Source organism: Pirellulaceae bacterium (genome assembly GCA_029243025.1).
Lineage (GTDB): Bacteria > Planctomycetota > Planctomycetia > Pirellulales > Pirellulaceae.
Genome location: JAQWSU010000032.1, coordinates 201,937 through 220,256 on the forward strand (window position 1 = coordinate 201,937; position 18,320 = coordinate 220,256).

Genomic DNA, 18,320 nt, shown 5'->3' on the forward strand with positions numbered 1-18,320 from the left:
ATACGCGGAATCCATCGCAACGATTCAAAAGCTGTACACAAATTTTGCCGCCGATGATGCAGATTTTCACTCTGCTGAACAAACGTTCGACTTCGCTTTTCACGAGCAGAACAAAACGACGCGACGCCCATTTTTTCGCCTGGAACGCCAATTCAGAAAAATGCTCGGTGACATTCCTTCCGGATCTTCGCAACAAAAGCCTCCACGCTGGCCCCTGCATCTCCACGCTGGACCCTGTATCACAGTCAAGCTAAACTCAGTAGCCAAATGACAACCTGATTGACAACAACGCTTAGCAACAACGCTTAGCAACAACGCTTAGCAACAACGCTTGCTAAGCTCTTCACGAAACACCAAAGCGTTACTCGATCAAACATGAACACCTCTAAATCGCAATCTGAGGGATCATCCGGGAAACTAAATGCTTATCTTTCCGCCATAATCTTCACCTGCTTCGGTAGCCTATTGGGCGGCCTGATGGGCTGGTTTTTCTTTAGCATGTTTCTTGAACAGATAGGAAAAGCTTTCGACCTCGGATTTCTCGAAAATCATTCTCGGTGGTATGGTGCACTAATCTTCGGCTATCTGAGCGGAGCGTCCACCTTCAAGACTTTCTCGACGGCTGTATTAGCCAAAGAACGAAGACAGGCCGCGCAAAAACTAGGCTTTCAAGTAACCGAATCACTTGAAAACGAATTGGCCGAATCCTTGGAACGGATATTCGACAACCGGGGCACGGTCGACATTCACAACGCGGTGCGGCGTGAATCGGATCTGGCCAAAATAGTGATTGCAGATCTGGATTTTTCCGATCCTCAAAACCATCATTCTGGGAATACGAACGACGAGACAATTGTATACATCGAGGCAGCCGGTTTTTCGCTTCCCCGTTTCACGATGACACCAGAAGGCAAACTAACAAACTTGCTATTTTCAGTCGTCGGAAACCTCGATATCAACTTCGACGAACATCCTGATTTCTCACGACAATACCTACTTTCCGGTGCTGCCCCTGATCACGTGAGAGGTTTCTTCAACAGCGAGCTTCTGGAATATTTTTCGGAACACGCTGGCTGGCAAATCAATGCCTCGAAGAATCAACTCGTCATCTACCGTCCCGGGGAGGTATACGACGGTGAGGACATGGAAACGATGATCGCGAGTGCAATCGCCATATTTGTTTTACTGAGAACCCGAGCAACCGAACTCAGTCAATCCGCGGACCGAGATGAAATCCCGACGCCAAATGCGAGACAGATTGCTACCGAGATACCGGGCATCGCTGGCGCTGTTGTTCGCGCATCATTAATAGCACACAGCGATATCCAACGACTCATTAGCCAACCTCCACCGCGACACAATCTACCGAAACCACTCGTCTCCATCGGCTGCGGCTTTCTTTTCCTCCTGTTATTCGCTCTCTCGATGGGATTTGCGGGATGCGTTTTTCTGCTGACCGCCTTAAATTCCGGCGATACCATTAAAAATAATCCTGCACTATTCGTGGTGATCAGCATCTCGATGCTGGTCGCCTCAACACTTATAATCACTTTTGTGTTCCTGACGCGTCGTCGTCGTCGCTCGCTGCTAATTCATGGAAAACTTGCCGTGGGCCAACTCCGCTCTGTTCGGTCTACCAACTTCTATGTCGACAACAAGCGGCGTTACTTGAGTAAAATCGAGTATACAATCAAGGGAACTGTCCACGTGAAAGAGTTTTCGACCTACGGCATTTCCGTCGATCACGCGCGAGAGGCAGAGAAGAATAACCGCGATGTCCACTTATTATGCAAACCCAGCAATCCCCGGCAGGCAATATGGTTGGAGGGGCTGATTACGGCGCCCCCCGATTTCCATTAATCGCTCCGCATCAACGTCAGCAGCTCCCGTTGCCCAGGACATCCAGGAATGCGTCCCCCGCCAGAAACGGCGACTCCGAGCCACCGTAAAAGATTGTCCCACTCGGTATCCGCGCCCTCCACGACCTGGACGCCTTGATAATCGGGAACAACTTTCTCTACCCCGTCACCATCCACATCCTCTAAAATGGACGGGATTCTGAATTGGCAACAATCAATCAACGCCATTAAATTCGCTTACGTTTCAGCGGACGAACCCTATTTTCCCACAGCGACTGAATTGCAACACCGATGAAACTCGACCATTCCTTACTGATTGCCGTCTTCCTTTTCGTCACGCTGCAATCCCTTTCGACTCCCGGCAATGCCGCAGAGTCGCGTGGTGGGGCAAATGTACACAAAGGAAGTGAACGAAACCTCATCCCCTGGCGGGACGTCGGAGGCCCGCTCACGTCCGACCAATGGTCCGGTCTCACCCAAACGCGTCTGGGAGCCCGTTTAAGCCTACCGGGCAGCACGGAATACCAGTACGACAAAGCAGTAGACTGGTCCGATTTTGATGGTTTACGTCTCGAGTTAACCATTCCTCGGGAACGTCCGCTCAAACTAACGATCGAAGTCAGTACACCGCCTTTAAAAGCATCTGGCGGATATCGCAGCAGCAAGGCAACGACGCGTGCAGCGTTTACGGTCCATGGATCTGATCAGCAGGTGATCAACCTTCCGTTCAGCGCTTTTGATCATCACCACTCTTATTCAGACACATTCGAAAAGGTTCACAAGGTCATCTTGCGTGGTCATTTCGCCGACGGTGAATCGGGCAACCTAACATTCCGCCGCATCCGACTGACCCACGCCAATAAACTGAAATTGTATACATCTATCCGTTCGAAATCTGGCGAGCGCAATGGTCAGGTTAAATTTTTGCTCAATGTAATGAACTGTTCAGACTCAAAACAGTCGGTTTCATTGACTCATTCGCGGTACAGCAAACATGTCATGACGGGAAGGGTTGAGCCACCCTATCTTGAGCTTAACGCGGGGGAAACCAAGTCGTGCAACTTCATTGTCAACGTCACCGATCGCGTGCCGCCGGGCGGTCGCGAGCGACAACAGATCGTTGCCTTAGCCAACGGATCCCTCGGCGGTAACATCGAATTCATTACCGCGTGCCATTTACCTCATCCGTATCTGGTTCACACACCCGCACGTTGGCAACAGATTCGCCGTAAGATTCAAAAGTATCCTTGGGCCAGAGAAGGGCTCAAACAGTATACAGAACACCAACCAAAAGATCATTCTCCTCAACAAAACTGGGCGTTGGGCGTCGCCTGGCAACTCACGCGAGACCCAAGCTACGCGCGACGTGCCAAACATGCGATTACCGCCAACGCTGATGGGAAACAACTCATTCAATCCGTCGAACTTTACGACATGATTCAGGATTCGGGTGTATTTTCCGCAGAAGAAGAAACTGCGATCCTGGAGGCCTTTCGAAACCGAATGGAGACGATCGATCTGAGCGGCGTTGCCAATCTCGAACTCCAGCAGGCTCGTTGTGGTTTTACATTAGCCTTGGCATTACAAGATTTTGCCTGGCTTGATTATTTCTACCGCGGGACAGATGGGGTCTACGACAATGTGGCCAATGGCATCTTGCCCGATGGTTGGTGGTATGAAGGATCGGTAAACTACAACATTTGGGTCTCCCAATACATTTGCAAAATGGCATTGGCAGTTGAACCGTTTGGGATCAACCTTATCGACCAATTCTTTGCGCCAGGTTATTCGAAAGAGTTCCGTCAGCTTCCCGAAGACGTTGAAACTCGAAAACGCGAACACGGTGGCAAGCCATTCCAGAAGTTTGGCAAACACATCCAGCCACGTATCACGCTGGACCGCCTTTGGGACTCCTTTCTGCCACATCTTGCCTACGACGGCACGATGGTCGCGGCGAACGACGGCGTCGAAGTGGTATTCTCTCAAAGCGATGCGTATGAGCTCGCTTACATGATGTACGGAAAGCCTGAGTATGCTTCGGTGATCAAACGCGGCCCGCGACGAAGCCTGTTGTACGGAGTGGGTGAACTGCCTCAAACAACACCACCCATCGGCACCGAATCGGCTTACTCTGACGGTATAGGACTCACCACACTCCGATCAAAAACACCCGATCGACATCCGCGCGACCAAATTGCTGCGACGCTAAAATACGGAACGCATGGAGCCTACCATGGCCATTTTGACCGTACCGCATTCAACTCACTGATGCGTCATGACCGTAGCTTCTATAACGGGCATTCGCTGTGGTACGGTTACACAAGCTTCATGTATGGCTTTTACGTACAGTCCACCGCAAATCACAACATGGTCGTCGTCGATTCGCGAAATCAGGAGGCAGTTGAGTCCGAACGACTAATGTTTCACTCGGGCTCTGCGATGCAGGCTGCTGCGGTGCAAACCAATGCACGGTGGTGCAACCCACCCTATATGGGACTTTCGCTCAGAAATCCCAATCCGCAAAAAAATAAGTCTCCGATCTTCACGGGCCCTCAACGGGCTCGTGAAGAGGATATTTACATACCGCTCCCCACACCTGTTCCGCCTCCCGCGAGCATTGGTGACTTTTCGGAACCGGTCCTGCAGCGACGACTCATGGTCGTTACCGACGACTACGTTCTGCTTGCCGACTACTTGCAGGGACAAGTCGATCACACCTTTGACAATCTAGTTCACATTCGAGGCTTTGAGGGCATCCGCGGTGACATTCAACTGCCTCCACGTCACTCGGATCAAATGAGCACAAACCCGTTGCTGGCGCCTCAGCTGATCACTGATTGCAACTGGTACAGGAAGACGGGCACCTCGCGAGCCAATTTTCGTACCGTGTTTGACGGGCATTCGAGTCAATTCTGGGGATACCTTCATGGCAAGGAAGGCAATCTACACATGGACGTCTTTTCCGCTTGGCCCATCGACAATGAAGTCATGATCGGGACTGCGCCCGTCGGTAAAGGACGGGCTGGGTTGACACACTATCAAATCACTTTGGACGACAAACTAATCGCAGAGAAGAAGTTTTCGCCATGGATTCTTGGTCGTGAAGAAATGAGTCTACCTATTCAAGGTGGATCCGTGATTCGTCTCGCCACCACCAACACCGACGCGCGTGGCAAAGGGCACTTCCCGACACCAAGAGTTAATAGCCTCTTCTGGGCGAACGGCAGCATTGAAACAGCAGACGGTAAACGCATCCCCTTGTCAAAGCTAGAAACGATGGGACAACTCACGTATGACGGAATTTTACTGACGACTGACGCCGGCAATCCACTCGCACCAGGCACGGACTTTTTTGGTGGAGAAGTCAAAATCCAAGGAAGACCGTATCGGGAAACCATTTCAGCCCAACCCCAGGGAAACGGCATCATTCGAATCGACCTGCAACAACTCAACGCCAAGGCGCTCCATGTCACGATTGGTGCAGATTACCCCTACGGAACGGAAAAACTTCAGGAACACCGTTACGTGCACGGTTCGCGAATCCACGGTCCGTCAGCACGATTCCTAACCGTCATCGAAGCCTATGAGGACCGCGCCCGAATAAAACAGGTGAATGCGTCCTCTGCGAACCAACTCAACGTACAACTGGTCGACGGAACGGAACAGCAAATTCGAATCGACGGACTCGAAGGTGACGGCAGTAGCATCGCCGTCAAACTCACCGAATCCAGAAACGGTAAAACCATTCGCACCGAGTCAACCCAATCTCGCTGAACAACCAACGAGAGCAAATCTCTCAGATTCAATCCACCGACGACGCCTCATCATGGATGATTTCCTCCGATGTGGGCACGCTTTTGTGAAACACGGTAAATCGTTGGCAATCGAGCTTCGACTTCGCGCGGAAGCCCTGACGGCAAATCCTTATGCGCGTGGATTCCTTCGATGATCGGTTGCTCCACGACGCATCACGTCGTTGGTAATTAGGTCACTGCGACTCCCCGCATCCAACCGACATTGAGTCGTTCAGCGGCAGGGATGCAGTCAATCACAAAGCTTTCTCGGTCTCGGGTAGAAAACCAAACGCCACTTAACCCTTTCGTTTATTTTGGGTTAGAATAAGCGGTCTCCAATACTGCTGTCCCCCTTCCAGAGAACAACAAATGAACCTCTCGCGCAGACAATTTTTGTATGCGAATGGCGCTGCGATGTCATTGCCCTGGCTGCCATCACTGGCAAGTAGCACTGAGCCGACCTCCCACAAGCCCGCTCAAAAAATGGTAATCATGTACATCCCCAACGGCATCGTTCGCCGTTCTTTTTTTCCGGGAGAGGATCAGACTGAAATCCCGGGATTCATTGGTGGATTTAATGCCGACAAGACGAAAAATGAACGGCGGATACCGAACAAGCCTGGCATCTATCCCTTCGACATCACGCCCACGATGACGCCACTGACTCCTCACCTGGATGATGTGACGATGCTCACAGGACTGGACCGTACTTATAAGAATGGGCAAGATGTTCACGCCCAAGGTGCGTCTTGTTACCTGACAAGCCTTTCCCCCGAGCAAGCCAGCAAACAGGGTATCCGACACCCGAACGGTCGAAGCCTTGATCAGGTAATTGGCGATGCGGTGGGGAACTCGACAATATTTAACACCTTGGAAATCAGCTGCAACGGATTCACGGCGGGAAAGGAGGCCATTGAATTCGACAACATCTCTTGGTATGGCCCCGGCAAGATAGCACCCTCCATTCGCGAGCCGAAAATACTATACGAGCGACTATTCCTTCGAGACAGCTATCGGGAACATGTCACTCAAGTCACCGATCTGGTACTCGCAGATGCCAAGACGCTCTCGCGTCGCCTCAACCCTGACGATCGCCACGCGTTGGGCGAGTTCATGGAGATGGTACGATCTATCGAGACCAGAATTGCAAAGCAGCAAGAACTCATTGCCGAGGCAGACATCACCCTGCCAGCCAACGAGATTCTTCCCCGCGGCGACTACATCAAGTTGCAATGCGATTTAATGCTTTTGGCTTTTCAAATGGGGATCACCAACATCTGTACGTTCATGATTGGTCCCGAACGGTGGGACGCCACATTGTTGTACGAGGGCGTGTTCGACAATCCAGTCCAACACCACAACATGACACACAATCAAAAAGGGGATGGCTGGAAAAATGTAAGTAAAATCGACCTCTTCCACATGGAACAATTTGCTTACCTGATCAAGCGCATGAAGGAACTGAAGGAGATTGATGGCAGTACGATGCTTGACAACTCGCTCGTCACTTATGGCGCAGGCTTAGGCGATGGAGCCACCCACCAATACTACGACTTGCCGATGATTCTAGCAGGCAAAGCACAAGGCAAGATTAAACAAGGACGTTTCGTCCGATGTCCCAGCGGCACGCTCAACTCCAATCTCTGGCTCACGATGGCACAATTAATGGGTCTTTCCATTGACAGCTTTGGCGATAGTACAGGCGTCGTTTCAGACCTTTGGACCTAGGTGATTCCATGGCACGTTTCATGACCGAAACTCCGCCAGCTCACTGGCTAAGATATCTGATAGTTGCCGCACTTCTGCAGGTTTCGCCCTGGAGCCGCGCGGACGAATTCAAAGATTTCGTCCAACCGCTCTTGGCACAGAAATGTGTACGCTGCCACGGCGGGGAAGAGTTGAAGGGCGAAATCAACCTAAAACAATTCAACAGGGGATCGCAACTTCTGTCGCAACCAGAACTGATTTCGAACGTATTAGACATACTTGAAGCCGACCAAATGCCTCCCGAAGGCGAACCAGGCCTTTCCGAATCAGAACGATCCAAATTGGTGGTCACATTTAAGTCCATACTGCGTGACTCGGTGGCTGGCATTCGCCCCTCCGCCCTACCCCTGCGTCGCCTGAACCGTCTTCAATACAACAATGCGGTTAAGGATATTTTCCAGCTCCGTTGCGACGTATTTTCGCTGCCGGAGAAATTGATGACCCGGCAAACTCAATATCTGCAAACCGATCTCAACGAAATGCCAGCACAAGTTGAGGTAACATCCCATTCAATGCAACCTTTACCGGGCCTGCAGGGTGTCAATCCGTTTCCGAAGGATCTACGCGCTTCTCACGGTTTTGATAATCAGGCAAGTCAATTAACGCTCTCCCCCCTTTTACTCGACACCTTTTTACAACTTAGTGTATCCATTCTCGAAAGCCCCGATTTCAACGAGAAAAATGTGGGCATCTGGAAAACTTTTTTCCGAGCTCCTGCAAAAGAGCTTGATCTCACTCTCGAAATTCGAAATCGCCTCACACCCTTCCTTGGGCTTGCGTTTCGCAGCGCGGTCCCCGACGAAACAATCGACCGCTACGTGGCATACACGCTCGCCAGTTTGGATCGCGGTCTACCATTCAGCGACAGCATGAAGAAAACCGCTTCAGCCGCACTTAGCTCTCCCTTATTTCTGTATCGTTCCTCAGGTGAATCCGATCAAACCGATTCATTTGAACTCGCCTCGAACCTCTCTTTCTTTCTATGGAATAGCGGTCCGGACCAACAGTTGCTCGACTTAGCTGCAACGAGGGAACTCAAAGAACGTCAAACCCTTCACAAGACAATCGATCGGATGTTTTCCGACGCCAGAATTGAACGTTTTCTCGACGCCTTTCCGGCGCAATGGATGCAGCTTGAAAACGTTCTTGCCGTCACACCGGATCCGAAACAGAACAGATACTTCCGCCTCGACGGCAACTTCCCCGCCAGTTTGCAAATGGTACTAGAACCCTTGCTCGTTTTCGACATGGTCTTTGTCGAGAATCGCCCCATTCGTGAGTTGATTAACCCTCCGGTGGTGTATCAAAGTGACTTCCTCAAGACTTGGTACAACTCGGAATTGAAACCACCTGGGGTCGACCGCCAGCGAATCCTTGCAGAAAACAAAGAAAAAGAAACAAGCCGCCAACAACTCCGAGCCACCATCCAGTCTCACCAACTGGCGCTGGCCGCTTTCCGGAAGTCAATCCGAGACCGCTTATTGGAAAAGATCAAAAAAGACCCGGAGGCGCAGCCGCCGCTCGACCTAAAGCCTTATGCAGCCTGGGAGTTCAACGGAGATCTCACTGAGTCCATACGCTCGCTAGACCTCGAGGCCCACGGCGAAATCAACTTTGTCGATGACAAAGTTGTGCTGAATCAGGCTTACCTATTGAGCAAGAATTTACCGATCGACCTCAAGGCCAAATCATTAGAAGTTTGGTGCGAGGTTCACGATCTCAATCAGCGAGGCGGGGGCGTCATGGGCATTCAAGGGCCCGGAGATTTCTTCGACACCATCGTGCTCGGGGAACGGAGGGACAAACATTGGATTTCTGGCAGCAACGGTTTCAGCCGCACAGAGGACTTCCCCGAGTCAACTCCGGAAACCAAAATCAAGAAAATGCTACATTTGGTGATGATCTATGCACCGGATGGAACCACCAGCCTGTATCGAGATGGACAACCCTATGGCAAGCCCTATCGTCACGGCGAAGCAACTTTCCCAAAAGATCGCAGCTCGGTCATCTTTGGATTGCGACATGTGCCTGCGGCTGATGATCGATATCTGAGCGTCACGATCGACAAGGCTCGCCTCTACGATCGTGCATTGACTGCCGAAGAAGTGGCTGCGTCCGCTAGTGGGAACAATTATTACGTGACGGAACAACAATTACAGACGGCCTTGTCGGACCAGGAGAAACGAACTCTCGAACATCTGACCGAGTCGATTTCCGCCGCCCAAACCTCCTTCGAACGGATCGCTCCATCGGTTGATCCAGCGAAGGCCCAAGAAAACGCACAGCGCGTCTTCGACGATGAGCTGCGTCGCAAGTTGCATTCCCCTCTCTTTGAACGGGCAGCCGCAAAAGACCCGCGTTACGGGGGCATCATCACAAATGCAGCCATGTTAAGCATGACGTCAGGACCAACGCGAACGCATCCCATCGCACGTGGCGCATGGATTATTGAGGTAATCCTCAATGACCCGCCCCCACCGCCACCCAACGATATCCCACCTTTAAATGAGGACGCAGCTGACAAGAATCTCACGATCCGTGAAAAATTTTCCAAACATCGCGAAAACGTCAACTGTGCCGGCTGCCACTCCCGCCTCGACCCACTCGGCTTTGCTCTGGAAAACTTTGACATCACTGGGCGCTGGCGTGATCGCTACCAGAATGGTCGCGATGTCGATGCGACGGGAACATTGATGAGGAAATACGACTTTTCAAATGTGGTCCAATTCAAACAGGCACTCGTGAATCAGAGACAACGATTCGCAAAGGCGTTCACCGCGCATCTATTGCGTTATGCTCTGGCCCGAGAATTGACACCAGCTGACTCGATCGCCATCGAGGAAATTGTCGCCAACACCGACCAGCATGATCACTCACTGCGCGCGATTATCCGTGAAATCATCTTGCACCGCGCATTCGTTGGAAACTAATCCAACCGCACAATTTTCAGTTAGTGCTGGGCTCCGGCGGAAGATGCTTCCTAATGAATGGCCACATTAGATCGGGATAAAACTTGTGCCCTTCGTTCCCCCAAACAAAACGAAACCGGTTGGCAGCACCAGCCTCGTGGTAGATTTCCTGCACGCGTTCCATGGCGGATTCTACGTCGTTCGAAGAATGAAGCGAATCTTTCCGACCATGGACCGCCAGCAAAGGGCGTGGAGCCGCAAGAGCCCCAATATCGGGCATGTCGCCGATTTCAACTTGGATTCGAGGAACAAGACAACAATCACAATGAAACACAAATCCGGTCGAACTCGTAAACGAAGTGAAGGAACAGTTCGGTACGGCCACTGCAACCCGTTCGTCGAGCGCCGCCACATAGACGGTCAAAACCCCGCCCCCTGAATTGCCAAGCATCACCACTCGATCATCATCAACATTCGGCAACTCGGCCAACGCCCAGTCCAAGATTCGTTGCGTATCCCATACCCGCTCGCCCACGGCCGTGCGCCCGGCAAGCAAACAATGAATAAGTTGTGCCCGACATGGGCGTTTTCCATGCCGCCCTTTGAGGTCGGATATCGAATTCGTGGCGGCAAGGCCACGGGTGGCCGGAACCAGTGCCACGTATCCACGCTGAACGGCCTGCACCCCCGGATCACCCTCTTTCGCCAGCGTCGCTTGACGATGCTGTGAATCATCGTAAACGCCGGCGTAGCTGTTCCAACCATTCGTATTATGTCCGTGAGCACAAATCACAAGTGGACGTTTCTCAGCAGGCCGGTTATTTGGTGTCAACAGCCAAAACGGGACAACGATCCCGGGTTCTGTTTCAATTCTTCCAAGCTGCCTCACGAAACCGTCTTCTGGAATGGGAGGTTCCAATTTGACAGCAGGCCGATGTCGCGCTGCGTCCGCAGCTATGCGGTCGAGGCCTAACAACTCGACCAGCTTGGCACGTGCCGCAGTCTGCCAGGCAGTAAAACCACCGTCAAACGCCTGACTCCAAGCCAACGCGCCATCGCGGCTGTGGAGTCGCTTCAGATACTCCGCCTCCTGACCCGTGTATTGCACAAAGGGTTCGCTTTTCGCTTGTTGCGCCCCAGCCAACTGACTCAACATGATTACGGTGAGTACTGACAATTGATAGCGGAAAAGCAAACCCATTGATACATCGCCTTGCACACGACAGCTCGACCCAAGTCTCTTGACTCGGCATAGATCAATTCCCATTCACACAAACATACCAAATGGATCAACAACAAGTGAAGCCAACGCTGGACGATTCGCGTGACAGCCTATGAAAGAATTCTAAATCTATTCCCATGTTTAACACACGGCTCGCATCCAACGGTTGGTGTCACACTCCACCGTTGAATCAACTAGGCTCTTTCACGCGTCAGATCACAAACAGGGGAACCGATTTCATGCTTCCATTCATCGTCATTATCCTGCTAATTACCGTCCAACTTACCCTGAGTACAACCGCCTTAACCGGCGCTTTGTTCTTCACGGGCGAGCCACTCGACCGGAGCACGATCCTGAAAGCCTTAGCAGTCAGCGCCGCCGCCATCGCACCCTTGTTTCTTCCGGGGTTCGAATTATACGCTTTCTTCTTGTCAGTCGGCGTGTTGATTGGTGGAGTGATGATTGCTTTCGACAAACAAGGCATTGAGGCCTTCTTAATCGCACTGATATGCTGGGCGTTTCTGATTGGGAGCAGCTTTCTTTTGCGCAGCGTAACCGAACCAATGATCACCGCGTAGCGGCTAAGAGCTGCCTTGATTTCGCCAATCTTAGCTTGGCAAGGCGTGTGGCATACCGATTCATCACACAGGGTTTGCCTCAGCCTCTTCCATGCCCTTGAGTTCGAAATCCATATCCCCAAGCGACTCGCCTAACCAATAATCCGACTGATATCGATCAGATGCAGTTGCCGTCCCGCCCCGTTATGTGGCGAATCGATGGCAACCCTCCGCCCATCGTTACTGCTGCGCGGATGGGTGTCGCATCGCCATTCACCGGTATATTCGGGCGGCGATCGAAAATGGCCAAGCTCAACCTTTCTTCCGGTCGGGACGTGAAAAAGATACGGTTTCTGCGCGCGTGTCTTTTTGTCCGGGTAAGTATCATTCAAGATCCATTCATTGTCGGTGTTGGGAACGTAAGTGTTGTGACCATTACGGGTCATCACACCTTCACCAACGATTTCGTTTTCATCGGATTGATCACGGAACAGATAAAAGGCAGCTGGCTTGTCTTTCGGCTTCGTCCAGGCACAGACGTGCTTCGAATCCCGCCAAATAAAATGGGACGTATAACCGGAAGGATCAAGGACAAACCGATCCGATCCATCCATCCCAACAGTAAACATCCGCGTGGTAAATCCGCCAACGGGATCCGCATCCACACCATTTCCCGTACTTCGTCGCCACCGATGCAAGACGATAAATCGGGAGCTATCGGGACTGATCAGCAGATGGTTGAAGTAATTCCATTGATCGGCCAGAGATTCGCCCCAATGATCGATTTGGGCGGCGTCCGCCAAGGAGAAGATTAGCTCAGATTCTCCGGTCTCCAGATTCATCTTCCAGACACCGGAAGCTTCTGGCGCGCGTTCCGCATCACAAGGGTCCGACAAACCAACGTAACCATATCCCGGTCGCATCCGCTGAATTCGTGAAAAGTCCGCCGTGATCGCCCACTTACCGTCTGCACTGAGCGCGTAAATGGGACGCGGTAAAGTACGAATTTGTTTGTTCTTCACATTCATCATGTGACAAACGTGCTTGTCACCAAGTCGATCGTTCCAAACAACTTCTGCATCCGACTTGGGTCGCCATTGCAACATGCATCCCTGCTGCCACCCCCAGGATCGACTGATTCCAAGATCAATCCACTTATCGTTGTTGGCCGTATCGATCATGCCGACGCGAATGGCATCCGTGTCACGCGGAGTTCGCCCCTCGAAATCGACCTGATTCGACAAGACATAGCGATTTGTGGAGTCAAATTCCAACTTGTCGTAATAACCAAACCAGTGATGCCGCGGACCGCTTGTGATCGTGCGTACCGGAGGAAATGCAGATCTCTGCTCTGCTTTAACATTTTTCCAGCGAGGCAAAACCGCCGCTGTCGCCGCGACTTTGATTACATGACGTCGTGATAGTCTTTTGTTCACAACAGGTTACTCCTCGCCACTTGCAGATCCGTCCTAAGAAATTTTTCCGACGTTAGTTTTGGCGTGATGCATGACTTGGTAGCAAACAATACGACCAATTGTTAGCAGCGCAGGCTGGCCTCCTTGCCGACGCATCACTGTTTGATGATAACCAAAAACAATCTCGATGATGAAATTGATCTGCCATCGATGAGTCTTGTCAAGCAAGAATCTCTTTCACGACGTGCCCGTGAACATCCGTAAGTCGACGATCAATTCCATTATGCCGAACTGTGAGACGTCGATGATCAATTCCCATCAGATGAAGCACCGTCGCATGCAAGTCGTAACAGTAAGTACCATTCTCCGCAGATCGATAAGCAAAGTCGTCACTCTTGCCAAAGCTAGCGCCCGCCTTGACACCGGCCCCAGCTAACCACGTGACGAAGGTGCCGCCATTATGGTCCCTACCCGTTGCCCCTTGAGTAAACGGCATGCGACCAAATTCGGTTGTCCAAATCACCAACGTATCATCCATTAAGCCTCGCTGTTGCAAATCTTGCAATAAAGCCCCAATCGGTTGGTCAACTGTTTTCGCGATAAAAGGCAATTCTGTCGAGATATTCGTATGATTATCCCAGTTATTTGAGGCTCCTCCGGCGCCGCTCCAAAGTTGCACAAAACGTGTATTGCGTTCCAGCAATCGCCGAGCTACCAAGCAACTGCGGCCGAAATGCTCAGTCTCTTTTTGATCAAGGCCATAAGCCTTTCGAGTGACTTCTGTTTCTTTGGACAAATCCAGCGCTTCAGGAGCGCTTAATTGCATCTTTGCGGCCATTTCAAACGACGCAATCCGAGCCTCCATGTTGGAATCACGACCACGACCCTCGAGATGCTTCGCATTCAATCGATTCAGCAGCTGCAAACCATCGCTTTCACTCGCTGCAGTAATATGCTTGGCGACCTGAGGAGGGTGAAGGTTTGCAATCGGATTTTTAGAGTTCGGTTGAATCAGAGTCGCATCATGCTCAGCGGGTAGAAAAGCAGACGAGAAGTTCCCCCGATTGTTGTAGGGCAACCCTCGTCGATCGGGCAGAACAACGAATGCGGGCAGTTCTTCGGTCAATCGTCCGAGTCCATAAGAGACCCATGCCCCCATCGCAGGAAACCCACCGGATAGAAAACCCGTATTCTGCATATAACTAGCTGGACCATGGACATTTGTCTTTGATCGCATACTCATCAGGAATGCCATCTGGTCCACGTGCTTTGCCATCTGCGGGAACACGTCGGTCACCCAACGACCTGATTCACCATATTGTCGAAATTTAAACGGCGACTTCATAATGGCGCCGGGCTTGCTAGTCGCGGCGGTCTTCAACCCAAAATCGACCTGTTTTCCGTGTTGCTTTTCCAGCTCTTCCTTTCGATCAAATGTGTCCATTTGACTGACGCCGCCATTCATAAACAGTTGGATCACGCGACGTACTTTTGCGGGATGATGAAGGCCTCCATTCAAATCGATCTGATGGGACGGCTGCCGTTCTGGCAACAGGTCATCGGCCCTCAGCAAGGATTGCCCATCGGCCAACAACGAAGCGAGCGCGATCGTTCCAAAACCTCCGCCCGTTTGAGCAAGAAAGTTTCTACGATTCGGCAATTTCGCGGGTTCCAGGCACATAAACATTAGTCCACAAACATGAACTCATTTGTATTAACCAATAAGCGGCACGCATTCGCCAGTCCATGTTTTTTCACATAGGCTGCCACTTCGTTTTGCTCATAGGGTGTGGGCATGCGGCCCAAGATTTCCCGAAAAGCTTCGTCCGTTTGGTCTTCGATCGACTTCCTGTGAATGGTAATCCGCTGGGCGAGGAGCTCGGTCTGGCGAATCACCAGTTTATCGTTCATGGTTGCCAACGCTTGAACTGCTGTAACCGATTCTCCCCTTTTGGGACTCAACTGAGATGCGTCTGGACAATCAAGCGCACTCATGAAGGGATCTGGAATCGTTCGAAAGATAAATCGATAAACGCTCCGACGATAATTGGATCGGTGATCAACATCGAAACCGGCGTAGTCCACCACTGGAGTCACGTGAACTCCATTTGACTGGTTAAATTGTCGATCCGACGGGCCGCCCATACGATTATCCAACGTCTGAGATATTTCCAGCAATGAATCGCGAAACGCTTCCGCATCAAGCCGCCTTCGATTCATGCGCCACACCAACCGATTACCCGCGTCGATCTTGGCTGCATCCGATCGAAATCGAGATGACTGTTGGTAAGTTGCACTCGTCACGATGATTCGATGTAACGACTTGAGCGAACCCTCACGCTCCTGACACGTGCCGGCTAGCCATTCGAGCAACTCAGGATGAGTGGGAGCGGATCCGGCGTGGCCAAAGTCATTTGGCGTATCGACTAAGGGCTTTCCAAAATGATAATGCCACACTCGATTCACAATGGATCGCCAGACCAAACCATTGTTCTTCGCCGACACCCACTGGGCCAACGCTATTCGTCGTTCGGATTCCGGCCTGCCTTCGAACTCCGATCCGACCAACGGGGCCCCCTGGACGCAAGCCAACGTCGTTGGCTTTGCTAACCGTAGGGGCTTAGAAATTTCACCTCTCTCAAGCACATGAACTGGCCGAGGTTCTGGACTGGCTCGAAAAGATCCGTCAGCCTCGAACTGACTAGTTCCCGAATAAACGAGTGCAGGTTTAGGCAGTTTTGCTAACTCCGATTCAATTTGCCGCTGCTCGAAGAACGCGTTCAGATTCATCCAATCGGAATCAGAGCGATTCTGTTTTTCCTTGCGCAGAATTGCTGAAATCGCTGACGGCACGGTCGGTCGAATTGCAAAAGGACCTTCCTGGCCGCTGACCATCACTTCAAATCGGCCAATCAAATGTCCTTCACCGTGGATTTGGTCGAGTTCCATCCTCAACAAGATCGGTGAATTCCCTTTACCCCGAGTATCCTGAATCTCTTGCTCGGGCGATTCAATTTCAAACACCGCATAATGCGATCTCCCCACTTGTGGATAGATTCCCCATGCGGTCGACGGATTTCCATCAAACGCTTTCTGAACATCCCACTCAATTTGGTCGAAGTCAGCATAGGCTTTCGTGATCTTTAACTGCCGTCTGTTTTGCTGATCGGATGGATCAACGACGAACAGTCGAAATTCGCTCAGATGGAGATTACCATTTCCATTTCGACCGGGCCCTTTCATAGGTAATCGCGGATCGCTCAACACCGCCAAACGAACCGCACGTATCGTCGGCAACCGAGTTTGAAGCAAGAGTGTATAAGAATCTTTTTCGGGTCGACTACCTTCTGCGTAGATCGAGTTATCCTCTTGACGGATCAATTTTGTATCTGCATTCGACGTAACCTGAACCCACTCCACCGGCGACCAAGCCTCGTCAATCCCCCGAGAATTCAGCTCAAAGTTGTCCACAAGGCCCCGCAAACGGTCTCCGAGTAAACGTCGGTCATTCTGTTTCACCCACGTTTCTAATTGAGCGAGACGTTTTTCAAGCGAAGATCGTTGTTGAGCAACTGCCTGATCGGGTTCGTACCTGCGGTTTGCTTTATCGATGCCCGCAAAAACGGCTTGTAGACCGTAATAGGTATCGATCGTGACTGGATCGAATTTGTGATGATGACAGCGAGCACAGTGAACACTCGTGCTAGTAAACGTCGACATCAACGTCATCACAATGTCATCTCGATCCAAATACCGCCCGATTTCCCGATCGATAGAGTTCTCTTGAATATCTCGCAAGGAACTTTCATCCCAAGGACCAGCCGCCAAAAAGCCGGTTGCGACAATCGCCCAGGGATCCTGCGGAAACAACGCATCGCCAGCGATCTGCTCCTGTACAAACTGCGGGTAGGGCACATCCTGATTGAATCTCGTGATCAGATAATCACGATAGGGCCAAGCATGTTCCCGGGGGCGATCTTGATCGTGGCCGTGCGATTCGGCAAAGTGGACCAGGTCCATCCAATGACGAGCCCATCGTTCACCATAACGGGGACTAGCCAACAACCGATCAACCACACGGTGGTAGGCATCAATGCGTTCGTCGTTCAAAAACGCTTGAAGTTCCGCGAAACTTGGAGGCATCCCAATCAGATCGAAATACAATCGCCTTAGCAACGTGCGCCGGTCGGCTACCCCTGAAGGCTTGAGTCCGTGGCTTCGCAATTCACGACGCACAAAATGATCAATCGAATTTCGCCCACCATCACTCACCACCGTTCCAGATATTTTCGGTGCGTGGAGTTTTCGATAGGCCCAATGTCCCGGCCAATCAGCCCCCTCATCAATCCACTGCCGAAGCAATTTGATTTCCGAATCAGCTAGCGCTTCGTCAGGCGGCATTCGAAATTCTGGATCCGCCGACAATACGCGATCAATGATCGAACTATCTTCGGAATGATGAGGAACAATCGCAGCAAGCTCGATTGCTTGCGAAGGTCCTGTCAGATCCAGACCACCTTTCGGCTGATCAGCACCATGACACCCAATACATTTCCGTAATACATCCCGAATGTCGCGATCAAAGGTCACCGGGCGTGGCTGCGCCTTGACACCGTTGCCTATCGACGCCGCTGCAATCCCAACTAGAGTAAGCGTCCTGATCACGTACCACATCGTATCTCGCCAATCCCACCGATCGTCCGTAGGTTTCCCCGTGACTGAATAAACTTAAGTATGACGCATAGTCACACCATTATCAAAGATGCCAAAACGGGCGAGAAACAGCGAGTATAAAAA

The 18,320-nt window shown here is 51.4% G+C and carries 10 protein-coding genes; 5 read left to right on the plus strand and 5 right to left on the minus strand.

Annotated features, from left to right (window positions below; all coding sequences use genetic code 11):
- Nucleotides 1-375: 375 nt before the first annotated feature.
- On the plus strand, nt 376-1,860 hold the full coding sequence (locus P8N76_15230) for a hypothetical protein (protein ID MDG2383019.1): 1,485 nt from the start codon (nt 376-378) through the stop codon (nt 1,858-1,860).
- Here the strand turns inward: P8N76_15230 and P8N76_15235 are convergent.
- Complete coding sequence (locus tag P8N76_15235) at nt 1,857-2,087, minus strand: hypothetical protein (GenBank protein ID MDG2383020.1); 231 nt, start codon at nt 2,085-2,087, stop codon at nt 1,857-1,859. The two genes, P8N76_15230 and P8N76_15235, sit on opposite strands and share 4 nt — an antisense overlap.
- Nucleotides 2,088-2,150: 63 nt before the next feature.
- Here P8N76_15235 and P8N76_15240 point away from each other — a divergent pair, with 63 nt between their 5' ends.
- From P8N76_15240 to P8N76_15250, 3 genes are all read left to right on the plus strand, one after another.
- On the plus strand, nt 2,151-5,633 hold the full coding sequence (locus P8N76_15240; GenBank protein MDG2383021.1) for a hypothetical protein: 3,483 nt from the start codon (nt 2,151-2,153) through the stop codon (nt 5,631-5,633).
- A gap of 434 nt (nt 5,634-6,067) precedes the next feature.
- The gene (locus P8N76_15245) at nt 6,068-7,381 is read left to right on the plus strand and encodes a DUF1552 domain-containing protein (protein MDG2383022.1); all 1,314 of its coding nucleotides are present in this window, start codon (nt 6,068-6,070) and stop codon (nt 7,379-7,381) included.
- 8 nt (nt 7,382-7,389) lie between these two features.
- Complete coding sequence (locus P8N76_15250) at nt 7,390-10,350, plus strand: DUF1588 domain-containing protein (protein ID MDG2383023.1); 2,961 nt, start codon at nt 7,390-7,392, stop codon at nt 10,348-10,350.
- A 16-nt stretch (nt 10,351-10,366) separates the two neighbouring features.
- Here the strand turns inward: P8N76_15250 and P8N76_15255 are convergent, their stop codons facing one another.
- On the minus strand, nt 10,367-11,530 hold the full coding sequence (locus P8N76_15255; protein MDG2383024.1) for an alpha/beta hydrolase family protein: 1,164 nt from the start codon (nt 11,528-11,530) through the stop codon (nt 10,367-10,369).
- A gap of 260 nt (nt 11,531-11,790) precedes the next feature.
- Between P8N76_15255 and P8N76_15260 the strand changes: the two genes are divergently transcribed.
- Nucleotides 11,791-12,129, plus strand: a complete 339-nt coding sequence (locus P8N76_15260; protein ID MDG2383025.1) for a hypothetical protein — start codon at nt 11,791-11,793, stop codon at nt 12,127-12,129.
- A 131-nt stretch (nt 12,130-12,260) separates the two neighbouring features.
- On the opposite strand, the gene P8N76_15265 is transcribed toward P8N76_15260, so the two are convergent.
- The 3 genes from P8N76_15265 to P8N76_15275 all read right to left on the minus strand — a co-directional run bounded on the left by P8N76_15265 (nt 12,261) and on the right by P8N76_15275 (nt 18,197).
- Nucleotides 12,261-13,544: a hypothetical protein gene (locus P8N76_15265; protein ID MDG2383026.1), complete on the minus strand. Its 1,284-nt coding sequence runs from the start codon at nt 13,542-13,544 to the stop codon at nt 12,261-12,263.
- A gap of 199 nt (nt 13,545-13,743) precedes the next feature.
- Nucleotides 13,744-15,183: a DUF1501 domain-containing protein gene (locus P8N76_15270; protein ID MDG2383027.1), complete on the minus strand. Its 1,440-nt coding sequence runs from the start codon at nt 15,181-15,183 to the stop codon at nt 13,744-13,746.
- Between the two features lie 26 nt (nt 15,184-15,209).
- On the minus strand, nt 15,210-18,197 hold the full coding sequence (locus tag P8N76_15275; protein ID MDG2383028.1) for a PSD1 and planctomycete cytochrome C domain-containing protein: 2,988 nt from the start codon (nt 18,195-18,197) through the stop codon (nt 15,210-15,212).
- Nucleotides 18,198-18,320 lie beyond the last annotated feature (123 nt).

What these genes read in the sequence shown, in the direction of transcription:
- P8N76_15240 (MDG2383021.1), top strand. Translation starts at nt 2,151, where the DNA reads ATGAAACTCGACCATTCCTTACTGATTGCCGTCTTCCTTTTCGTCACG.
- P8N76_15250 (MDG2383023.1), top strand. Translation starts at nt 7,390, where the DNA reads ATGGCACGTTTCATGACCGAAACTCCGCCAGCTCACTGGCTAAGATAT.
- P8N76_15275 (MDG2383028.1), bottom strand. Translation starts at nt 18,197, where the DNA reads ATGTGGTACGTGATCAGGACGCTTACTCTAGTTGGGATTGCAGCGGCG.
- P8N76_15255 (MDG2383024.1), bottom strand. Translation starts at nt 11,530, where the DNA reads ATGGGTTTGCTTTTCCGCTATCAATTGTCAGTACTCACCGTAATCATG.
- P8N76_15245 (MDG2383022.1), top strand. Translation starts at nt 6,068, where the DNA reads ATGTCATTGCCCTGGCTGCCATCACTGGCAAGTAGCACTGAGCCGACC.
- P8N76_15235 (MDG2383020.1), bottom strand. Translation starts at nt 2,087, where the DNA reads ATGGCGTTGATTGATTGTTGCCAATTCAGAATCCCGTCCATTTTAGAG.
- P8N76_15260 (MDG2383025.1), top strand. Translation starts at nt 11,791, where the DNA reads ATGCTTCCATTCATCGTCATTATCCTGCTAATTACCGTCCAACTTACC.
- P8N76_15230 (MDG2383019.1), top strand. Translation starts at nt 376, where the DNA reads ATGAACACCTCTAAATCGCAATCTGAGGGATCATCCGGGAAACTAAAT.